The following is an 18,877-nucleotide window of genomic DNA, read 5'->3' on the forward strand; positions in this document are numbered from 1 at the left end:
CTGACTCTCGTTGTTTCACATACATCGTTCGTTACCGACGAAGTTTCTGCTGACAGCCAAACCGGAGAACAGATGAAACTTTATGTCGGAAACCTTTGTTACACCATGACGGAAAGAGAGCTTCGCGCCCTATTCAGCCGCCACGGCTCGGTCCAGAAAGTAAACCTCATCAGTGATCTTTTCACCCGGCAGTCAAAATGCTTCGGCTATGTGCAGATGGCGAACAGAACAGAAGGTGACACCGCCATGCAGACCTTGCACGGGACAATGATCAACGACCGTCTTCTTGTGGTCAAGGAGGCGCGGCCCAGGGACGACCGCTTCGGCCATCCCTGGTGACAGGAAGGTCCGCCGCCCCTTGCGCCGACAACCTCACCAGCCCAACCACTTGATGAAACAAAAAAACAAACCGCGGAGCACGTAGCCTCCACGGATCGAGAAACCAGGGACAAGCCCTGGCGGATCACCACGAAATACAGCGAATATCAAATGATTTCGCGAAGGAGCATTAATGAGTTTTACAGAGTTTCAGTTTCACCCCAAGGTAACTGCCGGCATCACCGCCTGTGGCTATACCGCCCCCACCCCGATTCAGAAAGAGGCCATTCCGCCGGTTCTCGCCGGCAGGGACATCCTCGGCCTGGCCCAGACCGGCACCGGCAAAACCGCGGCGTTTGTCCTTCCCCTTCTTCAGCGACTGCTCGACGGCCCCCGTCGGAAAGTACGGGCACTGATCGTTGCCCCCACCAGAGAACTGGCCGAACAGATCCACGAAAATATCAGCAGGATGGCGAAAGAGACCGGCCTTACAAGCGTGGTCATCTATGGCGGCGTCGGCAAGATGCCGCAGGTCAAGGCAGTCCGTAATGGCGCGGAAATCATCGTCGCCTGCCCTGGCCGCCTGCTCGACCTGCTCAACGAAAAAGCCTTCTCCATCAGCGGAGTTGAGGTTCTGGTTCTTGACGAGGCCGACCACATGTTCGACAAGGGTTTTCTTCCGGACATCAAACGGATCATCAAACAGCTGCCCAAGGAACGGCAGTCCCTGGTGTTTTCCGCGACCATGCCCTCGGAGATCCGACACCTGGCCGAAGAGATCCTCAAGAACCCGGTAACGGTGCAGATCAACCACACCCTGCCCGCCCCGACCATCTCCCACGTCCTCTTCCAGGTGGCCAAGGAGCAGAAGACCTCCCTGCTGAAAAGCATCATCAGCGAAAGGGAAATGGCGAGCACCCTCATCTTCACCCGCACCAAGCACAAGGCCAAAAGCCTGGCCCTGCATCTGCAGAAGGCCGGCTACAGCGCCGCCTCCCTGCAGGGCAATCTCTCCCAGCAGAAACGGCAGCAGGCCATGGACGGTTTCCGGGACGGCACCTTCAAGATTCTGGTCGCCACTGATATTGCGGCCCGCGGCATCGACGTGCTTGGCATCTCCCACGTCATCAATTATGATGTACCTGACACCGCTGAAACCTATACGCATCGCACCGGCCGCACCGGCCGTGCCACCCGGACCGGCGAGGCCTTCACCTTTGCCAGCCGGGAAGACGGCAAGATGATCTCCCTCATCGAGAGCATTCTCGGCAAAAAGATGCAGCGCGAGGCAACCCCTGCTTTTGCCATTGAGGCGGAGGATGAGGTTCGCGAAGAAAAAAGGGAAAGATTTCCCAGGCAAATGCCGAGAAGCAAGAAACCGGCCTCTTCAGCCGGTCGTGGCAAAAGCCAGCGCAGCAGGGCCTGCACCTTTGATTTTGGCATAAGCAAGCCTGCGCAACGATAATCTATTTTGTCCGGACACCCGGACTTTCAGTCGAAGTATCATACGATGCCTCGGCTCTATAACAAAGTGGTTCCGCTTTGGAACCAAGCACAAAGGAGTAGTACAAGATGGCTGAAGGCACAGTAAAATGGTTCAACGATTCTAAGGGTTTTGGTTTTATCGAGCAGGATGGTGGCAAGGATGTATTCGTACATCACTCCGCAATTCAGGCCCAGGGCTTCAAGTCCCTGCAGGAAGGCGCCCGGGTGACCTTCGACGTTGTCGACGGTCCCAAAGGTCCTTCTGCGGCAAATGTTGTCCAGAAGTAATTCCTGACCCGTCTCCGAAAAAGCCCCGTGAAAACGGGGCTTTTTTTTGTCTTCAAGTTCTTTCCCGGCCGGAAAAACCCTGGTTTCACCTTTTTTTCCCGGGAAAAGACAATTCCAAAACCACACAGCCGATATCGGTCCTGAACGGTCCGTGTCTTTCCCCTGCGGGCCTGCTCGCATAATGACCGGCTTCGAGCCACATGCCGAATGCCGCATCATAAAGGCGCCCGCTTACGATCAAAACTTCCTCAGGGTACTCATGACTCCTGCCGCCGAACAAAGCCGTGTCGGCGCCGGGATGGAAACGGGTTAACCGGGTATATTCCCCGGTTGCCGCATCGACGCTCAGGGTAAGCTCTTCGGCGACTCCCTCAAGGCCCCTGATGGGCTGCCATTTATCGCTGTTCTCCGGGGCCAACGGATTCCAGTAACTGATCGTGGTTTTCGCCATTGCCCTTTCCCCCTTGATCGAAATGCAAAATCCGTCCTGGTCTTGTTCGGCGGCGGATCACAGAGGCGCCCCCCCCTGCCCCCCCTCACAATGTGAAGAACCCGATGCGTCGTGTCGAAATTGGGGTTCACCAGCGCCACAGGGCCAGGATGAAGCAGATGACAAAAACAAAACCCAGGTTCATATGCGCCATGAAATAAAAAATTTTCTCGGGCGCCACCGCCCCGGCCCCGGCCTGTTCCCGGGCAAGCCGGCCGACCACGGGCAGGGCCAGAATTTTATCCTCCCCATGCGGAGCCTGGGAGAGAATCTCGGTCAGATCCACTCCCGCCTGATGCCTCTTCATGTGGCTTCCATTTTTCCACAGCCGGCTCCGGCTCGCATCGTAGATGTTATCCCGGTAGGCAAAATAGGCTGGCCGCCCGTCTTCGCCGTCAAAATTCGCCAATTCCGCCAGGGTCAATTGCCCGGCAGGCGACGGCTGAATCATTTTTTTTCTTTTCAGCCTGGGTCCGATGACGACGACGACGAACAGAGCGGAAGACACCATGGTAATAAAAATGCAGATCTTCACCAAGAGCAGGATGCCGAATTTCGAAGAGACAAAAAAACCGAAGGCGGGAACCTTGTAATAGGTCAAAACCGCGCCGCTTAAGGCCATGATGACCATTGAGACGAGACCAACCCTGACCTCCCCGCGGGGCAACCCCTTCGAGGCATAGGCCGGCTTCAGGACCAGATGAACATAAAGAATTGTCCCAAACCACAGGAACGCTGTCATTATATGGATATAGAGGGCCATGAATCTTATGATCCGCGCGGCCAGGCCGGAGGCGGCCCCCTTTGATGCGGCAGCCGGGCTGATGGCAAGAAAATATCCTTCTCCCGCTGCTGTCAGTTCTCCGCCCCCCAGCGGGTCAAGATGACAGACCTCACACGCTGTCCCGGTTTTCGCGGCATATTCTTCGGTCGCCGTTGCCGGTCCGGCCAAAAGAAGCGTCACAATGGCGATCAACAGGAACATGAAGTGATTACGCCTCTGCATGTTCATTCCCTGGCCCTGCAGTCGTCCCCCTGAAAAGACCAGGAGATGATCTTGGTACCCTCGATTTCAAAGGTGGTTCTGCACGATCTGTCGATGCTCCTGGCAGGACTGCCGCCGTAACCGGTGATGTAAGCGGTATCGCCCCGAACCGTGGTCTGATAAGTCGGAGGGGTGCCGGGATAGTAGACCTCACGCTGGGAAACGTAGACGATGAACTTGTGGCCGTCCAGCTCGTAGGTCTGCATGGGTGCTCCCCAGGTGCGGACAAGATCGATTTCCTGCATCCCGACCCAGGAACTGAGAAGTTTCTCGTAACCTGCGGTGGTGGCGCAGCCGGAGAGTGCCGGGACAAGGAGAAAAAGAAGGAGACTGCGGCGCACGATGTTGCCTCCATGGGGTGGATCTTTATAACGCCAGACAGGCTGGAGTGAGGGACCGTTACCGTGTATAGTGTATCAGATAGTGAAAAAAAGATGCAGCAGCAGGAAGAAAAAATCGCCCTCTTTTTCCATTAAAGGCTCTCTCATATCTTTTCAGCGGCGGTGATGGCGAAATTGTAGAGCCGCCAATGGCAGGCCATTTTTGAAAACCCGGCCCTTCGCAGCCAGGTGAAATGATCTGTCAGGGTGAGGGGGTGGTCTTTCTCCGTGTGCTTGGCATACCAGAATTCGGGATCTTCGCCCCGGGATTTCATGAACTGCTTCCAATGGGCGTATTGGTCCTGGGCGACCCGCTGATCCTCGTCGATAATGATGTCCCGGGCCAAAAACAGCCCACCAGGGTTCAAGGCGGCGCAGAGGGTTTGATAGAACTTCTCTCTTTCCGCCCAGGTCAGATGGTGCAAGGTGAGCCCGGCGATGATTATGTCGTACCCGGTGCCGATGGAGTCGGTACGATAGTCACCCTGCCTGAGTTCAAATCGGCCCGCATGGGGTGCCAATTTCTTCGCAAAGGCATCCAGCATCTTTTCCGTCAGATCAAAGCCGACCACAAATGCGCGGGGCAGCTTCCGGAAAACCACCTCGGACAATACGCCATTCCCGCAACCCAGGTCGAGAACGCGGTACTCCCGATCCTCTCGGGGCAGCAGATCGGAAATGATCGCATGCTGCGCGAGATACCGGGGAACGAGTCTGACCATTAATTGCTCATACGCATCGGCCTGAACGGCAAAGTGCTCTTGAACCTGTTCTTGCTTCATGATCTTTTCAACTGAAATCCCCCCCCGCATGACTGCGGAGTATTCACTTTTCCATGTGCGGTCCCTGACTCACTCAAATGCACTCTCCTCACCCATTCCCCGGGCAAATCCTTGTCAGGCACATCATAAAAAAAAACCCTCACGTCACGGAGAGGGTCGTATTTTTCGCACGGCTGTGTGTATTTCCATGGAGCCAACGAGGAGAATCGAACTCCTGACCTACTGATTACGAATCCGATTTTTGCACTTTACCACACCTTCACACAAAATCACAAACATCTTGATTTATCAAAGCGTTATCGGATATTCTGTTTACCAGGCCATCACTCAGAATCACCCCCTTTCAGTAAAAAAATGGGGAGAGAGTGGGGAGAAAATTGGCGGCCGAGATCAACTGAGTTCATTCTTTTCGGCCAGAAAAAAGTTCTCCCAACTTTGCGGCCTAGTCAACTGATTACCGAAAAAAGGTACATGATGTCCAAGTGGAAGGCAAGCGGAACCAGAGGGGTAAGATACTACGAGCATGAAACCCGGCGCCACGGCGTCCGGAAGGATCGGTATTTTGCGATCCGCTTCCAGGCCGGAGGCGTTCGCCGCGAAGAGGCTTTGGGATGGGCCTCCGAGGGATGGACTGAACGAAAAGCGGCTGCGGTCCTTGCCGAACTGCAGGAGAACAACCGGCTGGGCAGTGGCCCCAGGACGCTGGCAGAAAAACGCGAAATTGCCGAAGCCCAACGCCGGGAACAGGATGCCCAAGAGCGACTAGCCGCAAAAGCGGCAATCACCTTCCACGAGATGTTCACGGAACATTACCTACCGCACATCAAAGCGAATCGCAGAAGCGAAAGGGCCATTAATACCGAAATCGGGCTTTTTCGGCGATGGATCGAACCAGCCATCGGCCATAAAACTTTTGGCACCATTGCCGCCCTCGACATGGAACGGATCAAACGTGACATGGCCAAGGCCGGTCGCGCTCCTCGCAGCATTGAATATGCCCTGGCCGTGGTTCGGCAGGTTTTTAATCACGCGATCAACCATGATTTCCATGCTGGCAAAAATCCTGCCGGCGGTGGCGGTAAAGTAAAAAGGCCAAAAATAGATAACCGGCGGATGCGCTTTCTGACCAAAAAGGAAGCCGATGATTTGCTGTCGCTGCTGGCAACCGTCAGCCAGGACGTGCACCACATGAGCCTTTTTGCGCTTCACACAGGAGCCCGGGCAAGCGAAATTTTCGCTTTAACCTGGGCGGATGTAGACCTGAACAGCGGAATCATCACCATCAAAGACACCAAAAACAACCGCAACCGACCCGCCTTCATGACTGAAGCAGTCAAAGCCATGCTGCAGGCCCGCACAAAAGGCCAACCGTCAGAACTCGTTTTCCCTGGCCGGGGCGGCAAGCGGATCGCTCAGATATCACATAGCTTCGACAGGGTTGTTGCTCAACTGGGCCTCAACGAGGGAATCAGCGACAGACGGCAGCGGATCACCTTCCATTCGCTACGCCATACTTATGCCAGCTGGCTTGTTGCCAACGGTACCGATATTTATACGGTCAAGGAGCTAATGGGGCATTCCGATCTAAAATTGACAGCCCGCTATGCTCATGTGGGAGAAAACGCCATGCGGAGTGCGGTGGAAGAATTGGGCCAGGCGATAAACAGATAGCCCCCTTGTCAATATTCCATAAATGATATATTATTATGTGGCAGGTAAATTTATCCAATAAGGCAAAGAAGCAAAAAGATCGGCTCTCGAAAACGATTCAGGAGCAGCTGATTTTCTTGATGCGCGACATTGAAAAACATGGCCCGGTGCGCGGCGATTGGCCGAATTATGGCAAGCTGGGCCATGATCAACACCACTGCCACCTGAAGAAAGGCAAGCCCACCTATGTGGCCGTGTGGGCGGAACGTGACCGGGAAATACGACTCATAGAGGTGACATATGTTGGAACGCACGAAAAAGCGCCATACTGATACCGTGGAGCTCCGTTTCCGGGGGCCTGCGGCCCGGCAGGAAGAAGCGGCCCGGCTGCTGAAAAAGTTGGGCTTTGAAAACGCCAGTGCTGAAGATTCCGTGCCTTGGCGTGATGCCTTTCCTGAATATACAGAAGAGGATATGCCCGCCGTTTGCCTTCGGGCTGCAAGGCGGCGGGAAGGGTTGACGCAAAAGGAACTGGCCGCCCTAGCCGGGATCTCCCAGGCGCATATTTCCCTGATGGAGCGCGGCAAGATGCCTATAGGGGTGACACGGGCAAAACGGCTGGCCAAAGCCCTGAATACTGGCTACAAGGTCTTTCTCTAGTGTATTCGTGTTATGCTCTGTATTGTTCGCTGGTAAAAAATGACCATTCCCCGATTTCCACAAAATCAGCGGATGATCAGTAATCATAAAATTGAAGGAAATGCCGCATGATAACAAAAGAACAGATTGCAAAAGCCAAAAAGGAAGTTGTTCTGAAAGACGAGGCTCCCCATGCGCATGACGAATGCATTCGCATAGCATATGAGTGGTTGGACGCACAGAAGAAAACAAAAAAATCGAGCTCAATATCTCGCCCCCTGAAACACTTAATAGAGAATTGGGCTGGCCGTTATATCTCACAAAGTGATGTGGAGATCGCGGCTCATCTGCACCCGGATATCTTTGGCAAATATTCGCGCTACAACATCAGTTCGCGACTGACAGAGCCGTCTTTGGATCGGCTCAAACATATTGAAAATATTGGCGCACCTCTTACCCAAGAAGGGTACAGAGAATTTCATCGCCCAGACGACTATAAACTGCAGGAATAGAAATAAAAGCGTATCAATTAACTTGGTGCCTAAAACACCCTATGCGCTATCCGCGCTTGCACCAGCTGTGCAGGTTCGCCAGATTAGCAAAACGGCTTCTTTGAAAGGGGGGAAATCGATAGGGGCAAAAGCAAACGGAAAGGCCCCAAGAGACGTTTTCCCTTTCTGGCCACTTTTCCCCTGCCTTCTAACCAGCAGCGGCCTTCACGCGCCCCTGTCGGGTCACGAGCAGCCGCCCCCTTCTTGCACTCTTCCCGGCCGCCTTCGCCGGGAGACCGAACCTTCGGTTTTCAATTTTGAGGAATCTTATGCATAAGCCGAAGATCATCACTCAAGACGGCCAATACCGCCGCATCCTCGCCGTCGGTGATATCCACGGCTGCACTGATCACCTGCGCCGGCTTCTTGAAGAAGTGAAGCCGACGAGGGAGGATCTGATCGTCACCCTCGGCGACTACATCGATCGTGGCCCGGATTCCCGCGGCGTCATAGATACACTGATCAGCCTGCACAGAGATCCTGAGATCAACATCATTTCATTGCGCGGCAACCATGACGCGCTCATGCTTATGTTTCTTGAGAGAATTCAGGGGGCATGTCAACTCTACTATGGCCGACCGCCCCAAGGGTTAAAATGCGAATCAGAAACAATTGATGCTTGGTGGATGGTGGGTGCGCGAGATCCAAGTGACCTCTGGATGGACAACCAGGCCAAAACCACCCTTTCCTCGTACTGCAAGGGAATGGGGCGCCTGAATGATATAGACCAGCGCTACCGTAAGGGCCTCCGTGATATTTCCGGTGAAGTACAGGATTTAACTATCGAACTGATCCCCGATGAGCACATTGAATTCCTGCGGGATACTTGTGTCGATGCCCTAGAGACAGACAACTATATCTTCGTGCACGGAGGCCTCTGCCCTGATCTATCCCTAGCCGATCAACCACTTTTCCCACTGCACTGGGCAAGGTTCGACAAGGAATGGAAACCGCATGCTTCCGGAAAAAAGATTGTCTGCGGCCATACCCCGCAACGTGATCTCCTGGTCCATGATCTCGGCCATGCCGCCTGCCTGGATACAGGCGTCTATATGAAAAAAGGTGCGCTGACTTGCATGGACATTTTGAACGGCCAGGCCTGGCAGATTGGCGAGGATCTGCAACCTGCTAAACAGCCGATTGTTCATTATGAAGACGGACGGATCCCTTATGTACGGATCTCCGAACTGCCTGTGGATGACCATGGAGCTTTCAAAAAATGGCTTATCGGTCAAAATGCCCCGCTGATCGAAGGGGAACCAAATGACAACTGCGCTTGGCCGTGGGACTATAAACGCTGGAGGGGATGGAAAGAAACAGGCGTTGACCCCGAAAACAGGCAAGAGGCGCTCGACATGATCGATCTGAGGGTGGCGTTTGGGAGAAAGCAAAAGGGAGAAGCCTTGAACGTCTCCAAGGAAGACTATGCTGCATTTCCGATCAAGAACGTGCCCGTGCACGAACTGAATGCGTTGCTCAAATTTATTGATCAGCATGGCACCCTGCCCGCACCGCCAGACGATCCGCCCGGCACCCAAAGGATATGGCTGCGTGACTATCGCCGGTGGTGGGATCAACAGCCGGGGAATTTGCAAAGGTACTTTGAAGTTGATTTCTTATCCTACTGGACACCGCGGCAAGATGAGCTGAAAAAAGGCTTGTTCCGCCACATGCCCGAGGATGCTTGCCGGCGCCCGAAACGCGAAGACTACAAAAGTGTTTCCCCAGCAACTAAAGCGTAAACGACCACACCGGGAGTTGTTCGCGTGATATCGGGATTAAATCCTGGCCGCAAACATGCACAAACTATATTACAAGAGGTCTACACATGCCCAAAATATGCCGGAAATGCGGAGGGAAAGGCCATTACTCTTACGACCACTCCCACTCCAAACCTTGCGAAGAATGTTGTCCACACGATGAAGGATGGTGGGAATTGACGCCACTCTATGCCGGCTACAAAGAAGGCGAGGACAACGCTTGCTGCTTGAAGGGCTGCGGGATGATGCGGCGCGATTTGAAACGTTAGTCGAGCCCAGAATGCTTTGGGTTGCTTGCGTGTTATTGGGATTAAGTTTGCGTGATATTGGCCTTAAATCCAGACCACAAGCCTTTAATTTGCAAGGGTTTAGCAAATCATCCATCTCGGATAAAAACAGCGTGTTATCGGGATTAAATCCAGGCAGCAATCCTGCATGGCAAAAGGTTTTACGCGGATCAACAACAAAAAAGGCGACAGCGTGATATTGGCCTTAAGAATTGCCAGCAAACCCTTTCCACGTAACGGTTTCAGACGAAAAAAGGAAAATTGAAAGAACATTACTGAGAAGGGATCCGAATTAAAAAATTAAGGGGCGGTTCGGGATCCTCCCTATCCGCCCCTCTTGCATTTTATGTTCTCCGCCACTCCGGGCCGCTCTCAACACATTGCAGCGCCTCGTGCATACTCTTGAAACACCCCCACCAAGTAGAACGATCCCAGGCACCACCATCCAGGCAACGGACGGTATACCGAACCCCTTCAGGCCATTCTTTTTGATCAACCTCAACTTCGATATATGGCCGATGCCACCACTTTTCTATTTGCGCGGCCGGACGTTTCCTGTTGTCCGTGAAGTCGAAATTCCGCGGCAGCTTGGGGTTGATCAGCACGCCATCAATGCAGTTTTCAGCCTGGAACTTGATCTTGTCGAGGATGAAAGTTTTCATCATGGTTGTCAATTCCAAAAGTTACTGAGACTCTACAATAATTATTGGGACTGGCCTTCCCTCTCACCCCGCTTTTCAACCTCTCTTTTTCGATCTCGACAACCAAAACCATCTCTTCGGAAGCCGGCACCTCTTGATTACTGGGGTGCTTTGTGATCAAGAACCTCCGCGACATCGCCATTCTTCCAAGGATGGCCGAGAAAAAGGGGCGCACCTATACACTGATCTGGGCCACGGACCTTCATTATCTTCCCGGCCGTTGCAGCATTTCCCTTCTGTTCAAGAACACTGAGGGTGATTTTTACATCACAGACAGCATTCCTCCTGAACTCTTGTCGTATTGCACTATCGGCTCTTTCTTCAAGGAAGGGAAAAAGCTGGAGAATATGCCTCCGACAGGAGACATATTGAGGTTCACCATCTCCTCCACAGCCAATAACCGTATCGTTCTTGCCAAAAATGCCATAACCGATGCCGAATACCCACTCACGTTCCCTACCACCGAAAATAACGCGACTTTCCTTTTTAACATCACAGAATTTTGCAAACACCAACATTGCCTGGTGTTTCAGAACGAGGGTTTGAAAATCGTAATTCCCAGCTTCGTCATAGGCGGGACCTACTATTTCAAGTCCACATCCATGCGGGAGCAGGTCTTTAGCCAAAAGCTAGAAGGTCTGTACGAATGGATCAAGATAGATCCTGAGACCAGGAATGCGGAGATTCTTCTGAAACCCGGCGCCAGCGACCACGATGCCTCCGATATTGTGCGGTTTGCAAAGAACGGCTTCGCCCGTAATCGTTGGAACATGATTATGCACCATATCAGAAGTAGAAATGGACAATTCAATCCGCTCAAGGTCGATTTTCCCGTGGAACAAAATCTTTCCATCCTTGCCCGGGGAAACCTTTCCGATAACCCCGAAGGCGGGAGAACCTTCGTTGTGTTCGAGATCATGGAGGAGAACAGCCGATTCCCATTCGACACCATCAGCCTCCTTAGAAGGAGATATGACTCTTCAGGAAGGGACTTGATGACGATATCCGTGTCCGATTCCAAGGACTCAGACAGAATGACCCACTCCAGCCCCGCCGCTCGGGAGATACAGAAAATACTGAAAGAGCGGGTTCGGATATCCAACCCCAACGAGAAGGCGATTGTTAAAACCAAGGCTTATATAGAGCCAGATCCGAGAGGCAAGAAAGAGTACCTGATTGTCGGCGTAAAGCGGGAGGGGGAAGTAGATCTCAGTGCCCAACAAGAAAAAAACTCGGCCAAAAAGATTTCCAAGGCCAAAATTGAGCGGAATCCAGAAGAGACAGTTGCCGGTTATGAAATGCCCCTCGACGAATTCGTTCAAATGGCCTCAGAACTCAAGGAGATGCAAGGAATAACAGACTGGTCGTACTCCGAGCAACTCGTTTGGCAGAAACCGAGATATAAGGGAAGGAAGCGGCTTTCTCAAAAAGAAAGCTACGATGGCACGGATGGCAACAGGCGTCGATGCGGATATGTTTCGTTTCAGCATCAATGGAAACAAGTCTGCCTTGTCGAGATCGACCAGAGAGCTCTCACGAATGGATGTTCCACCTTCGTTCTCTGCTCAACAGAACACGAGGCCTCAGCCGAGGCGGACAAGGTTGTGAAGTGGTACGTTGAGGCGGTTACTCAGGAAAAAATGTCCGACCGATTGGCCAGGTTGGGAGTTGTATTCCAGGTCAAACATCACCCGTCGAGCAACTCAGAGGCAGACAGAGCGAGTTGGATTTCGAGGCTCATCACGATACTCGGGTGACCCCTATCAATATAATTCATTTGTTTCTGTGGATGCACAACCCATCTCACCCCATCATCCCGATGGTTTTGCGGAAGCGGGTCAGCGTGATGCCGAAAAAACCCAGACCAATCAGGATAAGGATAATGAATTGCGACCACACCACATCCAGGCCCGCGCCCCGATAGAGAATTGCCTGGGCAAGTGAGACAAAATGGGTGGTCGGTGCCACCTGCATCACGGCCTGAACAAAGGCAGGCATACTTTCGCGCGGCGTGACCCCGCCGGAGAGCATCTCCAGCGGCAGCAGCACCAGCATCAGCAGCAGCCCGAATTGCGGCATCGAGCGCGCGATGGTGCCCAGGAAAATCCCCATGGAGGTCGTGGCGAACAGGTGCAGCGCGGTGCCGAGCAGAAAAAGGGCGAGTGAACCTTCAATGGGCACCGAAAGGAGGCCCTGGACCACAAAGAGAAGGGAAAAAGCACAGGCGACAAGGACCACGAGCCCCATGGACCAGACCTTGCTCGTCATGATCTCAAAGGGTGTAACCGGCATGACCAGAAGATGTTCGATGGTGCCATGCTCCCGCTCCCGGATCAGCGCGGCGCCGGTTAGCACGATGGAAAGCATGGTGACGTTGTTGATGAGTTCCATCAAAGCCCCGAACCAGGTTTGGGTCAAAGTAGGATTGAAGCGCGCCCGCAGTTCGAGCACGACCGGCGGCGGTGCAATCCCGCGATAACGCTGGGCGAATTCGGCTACCTCGCTGCTGATCATGGTCTGGATATAGCCGCTGCCGCTGAAGGCTTGGGTCATGCGGGTCGCATCCACATTCAGTTGAATGGTGGGTTGTCTTCCCGCCAGGAGATCCCGCTGAAACCCGGGCGGGATGTTCAGGGCGAAGGTGTCGAGGCCGCCATCCATCCGGCTGTCCATTTCGGCCCGGGTAATCAGCACCGGCGGCAGAAAATGCGGCGGATAAAAGGTGTCGACGATCCGCGCCGACAGCGGCGATTGATCTTCATCAACGATGCCGATCGGCGCCTTGTTGAGGGTTTCCGGCATTGCCGTGGCGCCCGAGTAGATTGCCACCGTGAAGGCAAAGAGGATCAAGCCCATCATGATCGGATCACGGGCTAGGCTGTGCAGTTCCTTGATCCCCAGTTGGCGAATGTTGTCGAGCCGCATGTTCAACGCTCCTGTTTGCGCAACAACAGCACACAGAGTCCGGTCAGCAACGGGACGGCCAGGATGAGCGGCAGGAAGGAGGCCTGCAGATCCGCGAAACCGAGGGCCTTGGAGAAGGTTCCCCGGGCAATGGTCAGGAAATAGGTGGTGGGATAGACGTTACCGATCATCCTGCCCAACCCCTCTAGGGCGGAAACCGGGGAGGTCATGCCGCAGAACTGCACGGCAGGCAAGAGGGTGAGAATGGCCGTGCCGAAGATGGCTGCAATCTGGCTGCGGACAAAGGTGGAGAATAACAGGCCCATGGCGGTGGCCGAAATTACATAGAGCAGGGCCGCAACGGATAAGGCAAGAAAGCTCCCCTTCATCGGCACCCCGAAAACGGTCACCGCCAGCAAGGACATGAGCAAGAAGTTCACCATTGCCAGGCCGATGTAGGGCAGTTGTTTGCCGAGCAGAAACTCAAACCGTGTCACCGGCGTGACATAGAGGTTGACGATGGAGCCCAGCTCTTTTTCCCGCACCACACTGAGCGCCGTGAGCATTGCCGGAATCATCAAGAGTAAGAGGGGAATCACCGCCGGTACCATTGCGATCAGACTCTTGACCTCGGGGTTGTAGCGAAATCGGGTCTCGATCTTGATCAGACCGGCGGAGCGGGACTGGCCAAGCGTGCGCGCCGCCATCTCGGCCAGCCAGTGGGCATGCATCCCGCGCACATATCCCTGAATGGTTTCGGCCCGTTGCGGCATGGCGCCGTCGATCCAGGCCCCGATCGCCACCGGGGTGCCGCGCCCCAGGTCGCGGGCAAAGCCCGGGGGTATTTCCAGGGCCAGGCTGATCTCGCCTGCCCGCATGCGTCGGTCCAGATCGGCGTAATCGGTAATGGGCGCGTGTTCGATGAAGTAATAATGGGAGCCGGCAAGGTTGAGGGCATAATCGCGGCTGGTCGCGGTCTGGTCGCGATCGAGCACGGCAAAGGAAAGACCTTCCACATCCAGGGTGATCCCGTAGCCCATGATCAGCATGAGCATTACGCTGCCGAGCAGCGCCAGGGTGGCCCGAATCGGATCCCGCTGGAGCTCCAGCCCTTCGCGCCGGCTGTAGCTGAGCAGACGGCGAAGATCGAAGCGGATTTTTGTCATTGCGGCGGGCGGGTCATGGGCTGGCGGCGGGTGAGGGACCGGTGCCGCAGCTGCTGATGCCTCAGGACTTTTGTTGTCGGGCGCGGCGTCTTCCAGGTAGGCGATAAATGCCTCTTCCAGGGTTGTTGCCCCGCGTTTCTGCATCAAGGCGGCGGGCGTATCGCTGACCAGCACCTGCCCGGCGTGCATCAGGGAGATGCGGTCGCACCGTTCGGCTTCGTTCATGAAATGGGTGGAGATGAAGATGGTGACCCGGTCATGGCGGGCGAGGTCGATCAACATTTGCCAGAACCCATCCCGGGCGATCGGGTCCACCCCCGAAGTGGGCTCATCGAGGATCAGCATCTCCGGCCGATGGATCATCGCTACCGCCAGGGAGAGGCGTTGGCGTTGCCCCAGGGGGAGACTGTCGGGCAGCGCCGCCATGATCCCTGTCAGGCCGAAGCGGCGGGCCATTTCGTTTACGCGGTCCGGAATCTGCTCGGCGGGGACGCTGAAAAGTCGGGCGTGCAAGGTGAGGTTCTGCTCCACGCTCAGCTCGGAATAGAGCGAGAAAGACTGGGTCATATAGCCGACCCGGCGCCGGGTTTCAAGATCCTTGGGGTTTATCGTCTGGCCGAAGAGCCACGCCTCCCCCTCGCTGGCCGTCAGCAATCCGGTGAGCATCTTCATGGTCGTGGTCTTGCCGCAGCCGTTGGAGCCTAAGAAACCGAAGATCTCGCCGCGGGCGATGCGGAAGCTCACCCGGTCCACCGCCGTGAAGTCGCCGAAACGCATGGTCAGATCCTTCGCCTCGATGGCGATCTCCTCGCCATCGGTTTGGCGTGGCGGGATGCGGATCGCTCGGTGGCCGGCGCGCTTTTCTTCCGGCAGCAAGGCAATGAAGGCCCCCTCCAGGGTCTCGCTGGCGGTGCGCTCTAGCAGCTGCCGGAGGGTACCGGTGGTCAGCACCCGCCCGCCATCCATGGCCACCAGCCAGTCGAAGCGGGCGGCCTCTTCCATATAAGCGGTGGCCACCAGGACGCTTATCCCGGGTTGCCGGGTCCGGATGCGGCCGATCAGCTCCCAGAACTGTCGGCGCGAGAGCGGATCCACTCCGGTGGTGGGTTCATCGAGGATCAGCAGATCGGGATCGTGGATGAGCGCGCAGCAGAGGCCGAGTTTTTGCTTCATCCCGCCGGAAAGCTTGCCCGCCGGACGGTCCCGGAAAGGAGCCAGGCCGGTGCTGACGAGCAGCTCGGCGATGCGGCGTTCTCGTTCGTCGCGCTCTTGGGAGAAGAGCCGGCCGAAAAAATCGATGTTTTCGTATACCGACAGGGTTGCGTAAAGATTTTTGCCCAGTCCTTGGGGCATGTAGGCAATGCGCGGGCAGACAGATTTCCGGTGGTGCGCGTTGGCTATATCCCCGGACAGCACCTCGATCCGGCCGTTCTGGATGATGCGGGCGCCGGCGATCAGCGAGAAGAGCGTAGATTTTCCTACCCCGTCCGGGCCGATCAGGCCGACCATTTGTCCGGCCGGCAGATCAAGGGTGACTCCATCCAAGGCCAGGGTCTTGCCGTAGTGCAGGCTGACCTCGGTTAACGATGCAACCGGGGGTGTTTCTGCTGCAACCGATGGGAAGGGCGACTCGACACCGCTCATTGCGGGAGCCTTACCTGCAGGGCGGGTGGCCACTTCATCTGCGGATCGAGCCGGACATGGGCCACACCCGGCAGGCCGGTCTTGACCTGACGGATATGTTTCTTGAGCAACTCCGGAGCGATTTGCGCCTTGACTCGAAACATCAGCTTCTGTCGTTCGCTGGCCGTTTCCACGGTCTTGGGGGTAAACTGGGCAACATCGGCGACGAAGGAAATCGTTGCCGGGATGACATACTCCGGTGCGGCATCGAACACCAGGCGCGCTTCGGAGCCGATTGCGATTTGGCCGGCCAGCGCGGTGGGGAGAAAGAAGGTCATATAAACATCGGTCAGATCGAGCAGGTTGAGGATCTTGCCTCCGCCGGCGACCACCTCGCCGGGCTGGGCGAGGCGATACTGCACGCGTCCTTCGCGGGTCGCCTTCAACGCACTGTCATCAATGTCTGCCTGGAGTCGTTCGATCGTAGCCCGTGTCGCCTCAACAACCGAGCGCGCTTCAACCTCCTGGGATTGTGCCGTGGCAATCGCGGCTTCGGTCGCGGCTATCTGAGCTTTTGCCGCCCGGATTGCCGCTTGGCTGCTCAGGGCTTGGGCGCGATCATCGTCGAGTTCCTGGGTGGAGACGGCACCCATGCCAGCCAGGGGTTCCGAACGCGATAGACGTTTTTGAGCCGCATCAAGTTCGGCCTCGCGTTGCGCGAGCAACGCCAGAGCGGCGGCCTTCTCACTCTGGCGTTGCACCACTTGGTTCTGCACGGTTTTAACAGCGCTTTCTGCCTTACGAAGATATGCTTCGGCCTCGCGGCGCTGGGCATCGAGCACCTCGGTATCCATGTGTGCGACAATCTGCCCGACGGTGACGAAGTCGCCTTCATTCACCAGAATGGCCTTGATCCGGCCGGCTGATTTGGCGGCGATGTCGATCTCAACCGACTCAATACGGCCATTGCCGCTGGCAATTCCCTCATTCTTTTCATTACCACCGTACCGTTGCCATGCGACTACAGCCAAAATGCCAATTGCCATAGACCCCACGATTCTGATCAACCATTTTTTCCGCTGTTCGATCATTGTTCTTCCTCAACCAGCCAAAGCGTGCCTGACGCCTTTCATTTCAACACCACCGAGTTTCCCCGAATCAAATGATGGAGCATATTGCCCATGACCCGAAACCACTATGAAAAGAAGAGACCCACGTCTATTATGACAACAGGCTATTTTGTCTCTCCAAGCTCTTTCTGAATCTTAAGAATAATTTTTGGTAGAAATCCATCCCTTCCTGGTTGTTTTCTGCATCAATCAAGACAGCCAATTTCTCCACATACCGCGTTGCGTCTTGCTCTATCACTATCTTTCACCCCTTTCTATTTTTCATTTTTTGCCAAATACTGCTTGCAAGTGACCTTCTCGGGCTTTCGGTTGTGAACGTGAGTTGAGTCGTTTGATCGAAAGATCTTCCCCCGAAAGAAAGTTTTTGAGGAAAGCTATCCATATTCCCTGGCACGGTCATAGCACTTTCCTTTGCTCTCTATCTATAAATTTCAGGGGTTCTGCCGTATTAGAAATACGGGCAATCTCGGCCATTGAAAATGTTTCTCGGTGCTTCTCGTAAAAGTCAAGCAACGGAAGAAGTTGAGGGCTATACAATTTAGCCAGGTTCTTGTAATAATCCGAAAAAATCCTCTGTTCTAGTCATGACCCTTTTATTATATTATCCCTCAAAGCTGATCACGTGTCCATCTAGAAACGAGAATGGGCCCTGCAAGATTTTTCAATTCACTGGCAAGAAATTCTTCGGGTGCGGCGGCGTAACTTTGATACAGTTTTGGGGCCAACGACAAAAACGATTGGAGATACTCCGGATCAAAGGCTTTTCCTGACTCTTCCGTCATTAGCCTAAGGCTTTCTTCCAAGGAGTAAGGCTGTTTGTAAGGACGCCCGGAGGTCAAGGCGTCAAAAACATCAGCAATAGAGAACAGACGAGCAATAGGCGGAATTGCCTTACCGGCTAAGCCGTTTGGATATCCCGTGCCGAGATAGTGTTCATGATGCCCTTCTACAACCGCCTCAGCCCCGCGCAGAAAAATGCTGTGGCGGAGGATATCAAGGCCTTGCGCAACATGCGTCCGCATAATTCTGGTTTCTTCTTCATCAAGCGGACCCGGCTTAAGCAGAATTTTATCGGGAATTGCGATTTTCCCAATGTCGTGAAGAAAGGCGCCGACAACCAGATCGTGCATCTCGGCCTCAGGAATACGAAGCGTTCCGGCCAAATGAATTGCGTACAAAGTGACCCTGTAATTATGCACGCTGGTGTCGCTGTCCCTTTTTGCTATCAAACTCCCTAGCATGATCAAGGTCTCGCCCCTGGCTCTCATATTGTCCAAAGCTTGTCGTTTCAACGCTTTCTGATGCAGGCGCAAAACAGGATAGAGAAGTATCGTTGTGGCATAAACAAGAAGATAAAAAGCAATAATCATCCCCAGCAAGTCATAATGAACTTGCCCTGAAAGCTGATACGCATAGCGAACCAGCGCATAATGATCAGTAACATCGACTTGCCGCAAATGAGCCTCGGTTAACAACCGCAGGATACCAAGCATAAACGCAAAGTTTGTTCCCACTAGGGTCGCCGCCAGAAATAGCTTTAACCCAAGTCCATCGGCCATAAACAGTTTTCGCAACCATCTATACATTACATTGGGACTGATCGGGTTGGAGGGGGAAATAGGGGAAGAATGAGACCACGATGGCAAATTAGCATCATTCATTTTTTGGAACTCCGTTC

At 54.4% G+C, this 18,877-nt stretch carries 19 protein-coding genes; 10 read left to right on the plus strand and 9 right to left on the minus strand.

Annotation, left to right across the window (positions count from 1 at the left end; all coding sequences use genetic code 11):
* Positions 1-72 precede the first annotated feature (72 nt).
* The 3 genes from ACUUL3_RS06950 to ACUUL3_RS06960 all read left to right on the plus strand — a co-directional run bounded on the left by ACUUL3_RS06950 (position 73) and on the right by ACUUL3_RS06960 (position 2,091).
* On the plus strand, positions 73-339 hold the full coding sequence (locus ACUUL3_RS06950) for an RNA recognition motif domain-containing protein (RefSeq protein WP_448555877.1): 267 nt from the start codon (positions 73-75) through the stop codon (positions 337-339).
* Between the two features lie 172 nt (positions 340-511).
* Entirely contained in the window at positions 512-1,783 is a 1,272-nt protein-coding gene (locus ACUUL3_RS06955) for a DEAD/DEAH box helicase (RefSeq protein ID WP_448555879.1), read from the plus strand.
* A gap of 107 nt (positions 1,784-1,890) precedes the next feature.
* Entirely contained in the window at positions 1,891-2,091 is a 201-nt protein-coding gene (locus tag ACUUL3_RS06960) for a cold-shock protein (protein WP_448555881.1), read from the plus strand.
* A gap of 85 nt (positions 2,092-2,176) precedes the next feature.
* On the opposite strand, the gene ACUUL3_RS06965 is transcribed toward ACUUL3_RS06960, so the two are convergent.
* The 4 genes from ACUUL3_RS06965 to ACUUL3_RS06980 form a co-directional block, all read right to left on the minus strand.
* Complete coding sequence (locus tag ACUUL3_RS06965) at positions 2,177-2,542, minus strand: cupin domain-containing protein (RefSeq protein WP_448555883.1); 366 nt, start codon at positions 2,540-2,542, stop codon at positions 2,177-2,179.
* 127 nt (positions 2,543-2,669) lie between these two features.
* Positions 2,670-3,587, minus strand: a complete 918-nt coding sequence (locus tag ACUUL3_RS06970) for a cytochrome b5 domain-containing protein (RefSeq protein WP_448555884.1) — start codon at positions 3,585-3,587, stop codon at positions 2,670-2,672.
* A 2-nt stretch (positions 3,588-3,589) separates the two neighbouring features.
* Positions 3,590-3,967, minus strand: a complete 378-nt coding sequence (locus tag ACUUL3_RS06975) for a hypothetical protein (RefSeq protein ID WP_448555886.1) — start codon at positions 3,965-3,967, stop codon at positions 3,590-3,592.
* Between the two features lie 143 nt (positions 3,968-4,110).
* The gene (locus tag ACUUL3_RS06980; protein WP_448555888.1) at positions 4,111-4,728 is read right to left on the minus strand and encodes a class I SAM-dependent methyltransferase; all 618 of its coding nucleotides are present in this window, start codon (positions 4,726-4,728) and stop codon (positions 4,111-4,113) included.
* Positions 4,729-5,259: 531 nt separating this feature from the next.
* On the opposite strand from ACUUL3_RS06980, the gene ACUUL3_RS06985 reads away from it, so the two are divergent.
* The 6 genes from ACUUL3_RS06985 (at position 5,260) to ACUUL3_RS07010 (ending at position 9,872) form a co-directional block, all read left to right on the plus strand.
* Positions 5,260-6,459, plus strand: a complete 1,200-nt coding sequence (locus tag ACUUL3_RS06985) for a tyrosine-type recombinase/integrase (RefSeq protein WP_448555890.1) — start codon at positions 5,260-5,262, stop codon at positions 6,457-6,459.
* 35 nt (positions 6,460-6,494) lie between these two features.
* A complete protein-coding gene (locus tag ACUUL3_RS06990) occupies positions 6,495-6,770 on the plus strand; it encodes a cytotoxic translational repressor of toxin-antitoxin stability system (RefSeq protein ID WP_448555891.1) in 276 nt (91 codons plus the stop codon).
* The gene (locus ACUUL3_RS06995) at positions 6,739-7,098 is read left to right on the plus strand and encodes a helix-turn-helix domain-containing protein (protein ID WP_448555893.1); all 360 of its coding nucleotides are present in this window, start codon (positions 6,739-6,741) and stop codon (positions 7,096-7,098) included. The genes ACUUL3_RS06990 and ACUUL3_RS06995 overlap by 32 nt, the downstream gene beginning before the upstream one ends.
* 107 nt (positions 7,099-7,205) lie before the next feature.
* Positions 7,206-7,589, plus strand: coding sequence for a hypothetical protein (locus ACUUL3_RS07000; protein WP_448555895.1), 384 nt, complete (start codon positions 7,206-7,208; stop codon positions 7,587-7,589).
* Positions 7,590-7,897: 308 nt separating this feature from the next.
* On the plus strand, positions 7,898-9,370 hold the full coding sequence (locus ACUUL3_RS07005) for a metallophosphoesterase family protein (protein WP_448555897.1): 1,473 nt from the start codon (positions 7,898-7,900) through the stop codon (positions 9,368-9,370).
* 238 nt (positions 9,371-9,608) lie between these two features.
* Positions 9,609-9,872: a hypothetical protein gene (locus tag ACUUL3_RS07010; RefSeq protein ID WP_448555898.1), complete on the plus strand. Its 264-nt coding sequence runs from the start codon at positions 9,609-9,611 to the stop codon at positions 9,870-9,872.
* Between the two features lie 147 nt (positions 9,873-10,019).
* Here the strand turns inward: ACUUL3_RS07010 and ACUUL3_RS07015 are convergent, their stop codons facing one another.
* A complete protein-coding gene (locus ACUUL3_RS07015; RefSeq protein WP_448555900.1) occupies positions 10,020-10,340 on the minus strand; it encodes a hypothetical protein in 321 nt (106 codons plus the stop codon).
* Between the two features lie 149 nt (positions 10,341-10,489).
* On the opposite strand from ACUUL3_RS07015, the gene ACUUL3_RS07020 reads away from it, so the two are divergent.
* Positions 10,490-12,133, plus strand: a complete 1,644-nt coding sequence (locus ACUUL3_RS07020; protein ID WP_448554759.1) for a hypothetical protein — start codon at positions 10,490-10,492, stop codon at positions 12,131-12,133.
* A gap of 46 nt (positions 12,134-12,179) precedes the next feature.
* On the opposite strand, the gene ACUUL3_RS07025 is transcribed toward ACUUL3_RS07020, so the two are convergent.
* From ACUUL3_RS07025 to ACUUL3_RS07040, 4 genes are all read right to left on the minus strand, one after another.
* Positions 12,180-13,301, minus strand: coding sequence for an ABC transporter permease (locus tag ACUUL3_RS07025; protein ID WP_448554757.1), 1,122 nt, complete (start codon positions 13,299-13,301; stop codon positions 12,180-12,182).
* A 2-nt stretch (positions 13,302-13,303) separates the two neighbouring features.
* Positions 13,304-16,090 (minus strand): ribosome-associated ATPase/putative transporter RbbA, encoded by a 2,787-nt coding sequence (gene rbbA, locus ACUUL3_RS07030; protein ID WP_448554755.1) that lies wholly within the window; start codon positions 16,088-16,090, stop codon positions 13,304-13,306.
* Positions 16,087-17,160, minus strand: a complete 1,074-nt coding sequence (locus ACUUL3_RS07035) for an HlyD family secretion protein (protein WP_448554753.1) — start codon at positions 17,158-17,160, stop codon at positions 16,087-16,089. The genes rbbA and ACUUL3_RS07035 overlap by 4 nt, the downstream gene beginning before the upstream one ends.
* 647 nt (positions 17,161-17,807) lie before the next feature.
* Entirely contained in the window at positions 17,808-18,860 is a 1,053-nt protein-coding gene (locus tag ACUUL3_RS07040; protein ID WP_448554752.1) for an HD-GYP domain-containing protein, read from the minus strand.
* Between the last annotated feature and the right edge of the window lie 17 nt (positions 18,861-18,877).

This window comes from Thiovibrio sp. JS02, from assembly GCF_053485635.1.

Bases quoted from the DNA above. Each gene is read 5' to 3' on its own strand.
- ACUUL3_RS06950 (WP_448555877.1), top strand. From the start codon at position 73: ATGAAACTTTATGTCGGAAACCTTTGTTACACCATGACGGAAAGAGAG.
- ACUUL3_RS06955 (WP_448555879.1), top strand. From the start codon at position 512: ATGAGTTTTACAGAGTTTCAGTTTCACCCCAAGGTAACTGCCGGCATC.
- ACUUL3_RS06960 (WP_448555881.1), top strand. From the start codon at position 1,891: ATGGCTGAAGGCACAGTAAAATGGTTCAACGATTCTAAGGGTTTTGGT.
- ACUUL3_RS06965 (WP_448555883.1), bottom strand. From the start codon at position 2,542: ATGGCGAAAACCACGATCAGTTACTGGAATCCGTTGGCCCCGGAGAAC.
- ACUUL3_RS06970 (WP_448555884.1), bottom strand. From the start codon at position 3,587: ATGCAGAGGCGTAATCACTTCATGTTCCTGTTGATCGCCATTGTGACG.
- ACUUL3_RS06980 (WP_448555888.1), bottom strand. From the start codon at position 4,728: ATGGTCAGACTCGTTCCCCGGTATCTCGCGCAGCATGCGATCATTTCC.
- ACUUL3_RS06985 (WP_448555890.1), top strand. From the start codon at position 5,260: ATGATGTCCAAGTGGAAGGCAAGCGGAACCAGAGGGGTAAGATACTAC.
- ACUUL3_RS06990 (WP_448555891.1), top strand. From the start codon at position 6,495: ATGTGGCAGGTAAATTTATCCAATAAGGCAAAGAAGCAAAAAGATCGG.
- ACUUL3_RS06995 (WP_448555893.1), top strand. From the start codon at position 6,739: ATGTTGGAACGCACGAAAAAGCGCCATACTGATACCGTGGAGCTCCGT.
- ACUUL3_RS07000 (WP_448555895.1), top strand. From the start codon at position 7,206: ATGATAACAAAAGAACAGATTGCAAAAGCCAAAAAGGAAGTTGTTCTG.
- ACUUL3_RS07005 (WP_448555897.1), top strand. From the start codon at position 7,898: ATGCATAAGCCGAAGATCATCACTCAAGACGGCCAATACCGCCGCATC.
- ACUUL3_RS07015 (WP_448555900.1), bottom strand. From the start codon at position 10,340: ATGATGAAAACTTTCATCCTCGACAAGATCAAGTTCCAGGCTGAAAAC.
- ACUUL3_RS07025 (WP_448554757.1), bottom strand. From the start codon at position 13,301: ATGCGGCTCGACAACATTCGCCAACTGGGGATCAAGGAACTGCACAGC.
- rbbA (WP_448554755.1), bottom strand. From the start codon at position 16,090: ATGAGCGGTGTCGAGTCGCCCTTCCCATCGGTTGCAGCAGAAACACCC.
- ACUUL3_RS07035 (WP_448554753.1), bottom strand. From the start codon at position 17,160: ATGATCGAACAGCGGAAAAAATGGTTGATCAGAATCGTGGGGTCTATG.
- ACUUL3_RS07040 (WP_448554752.1), bottom strand. From the start codon at position 18,860: ATGAATGATGCTAATTTGCCATCGTGGTCTCATTCTTCCCCTATTTCC.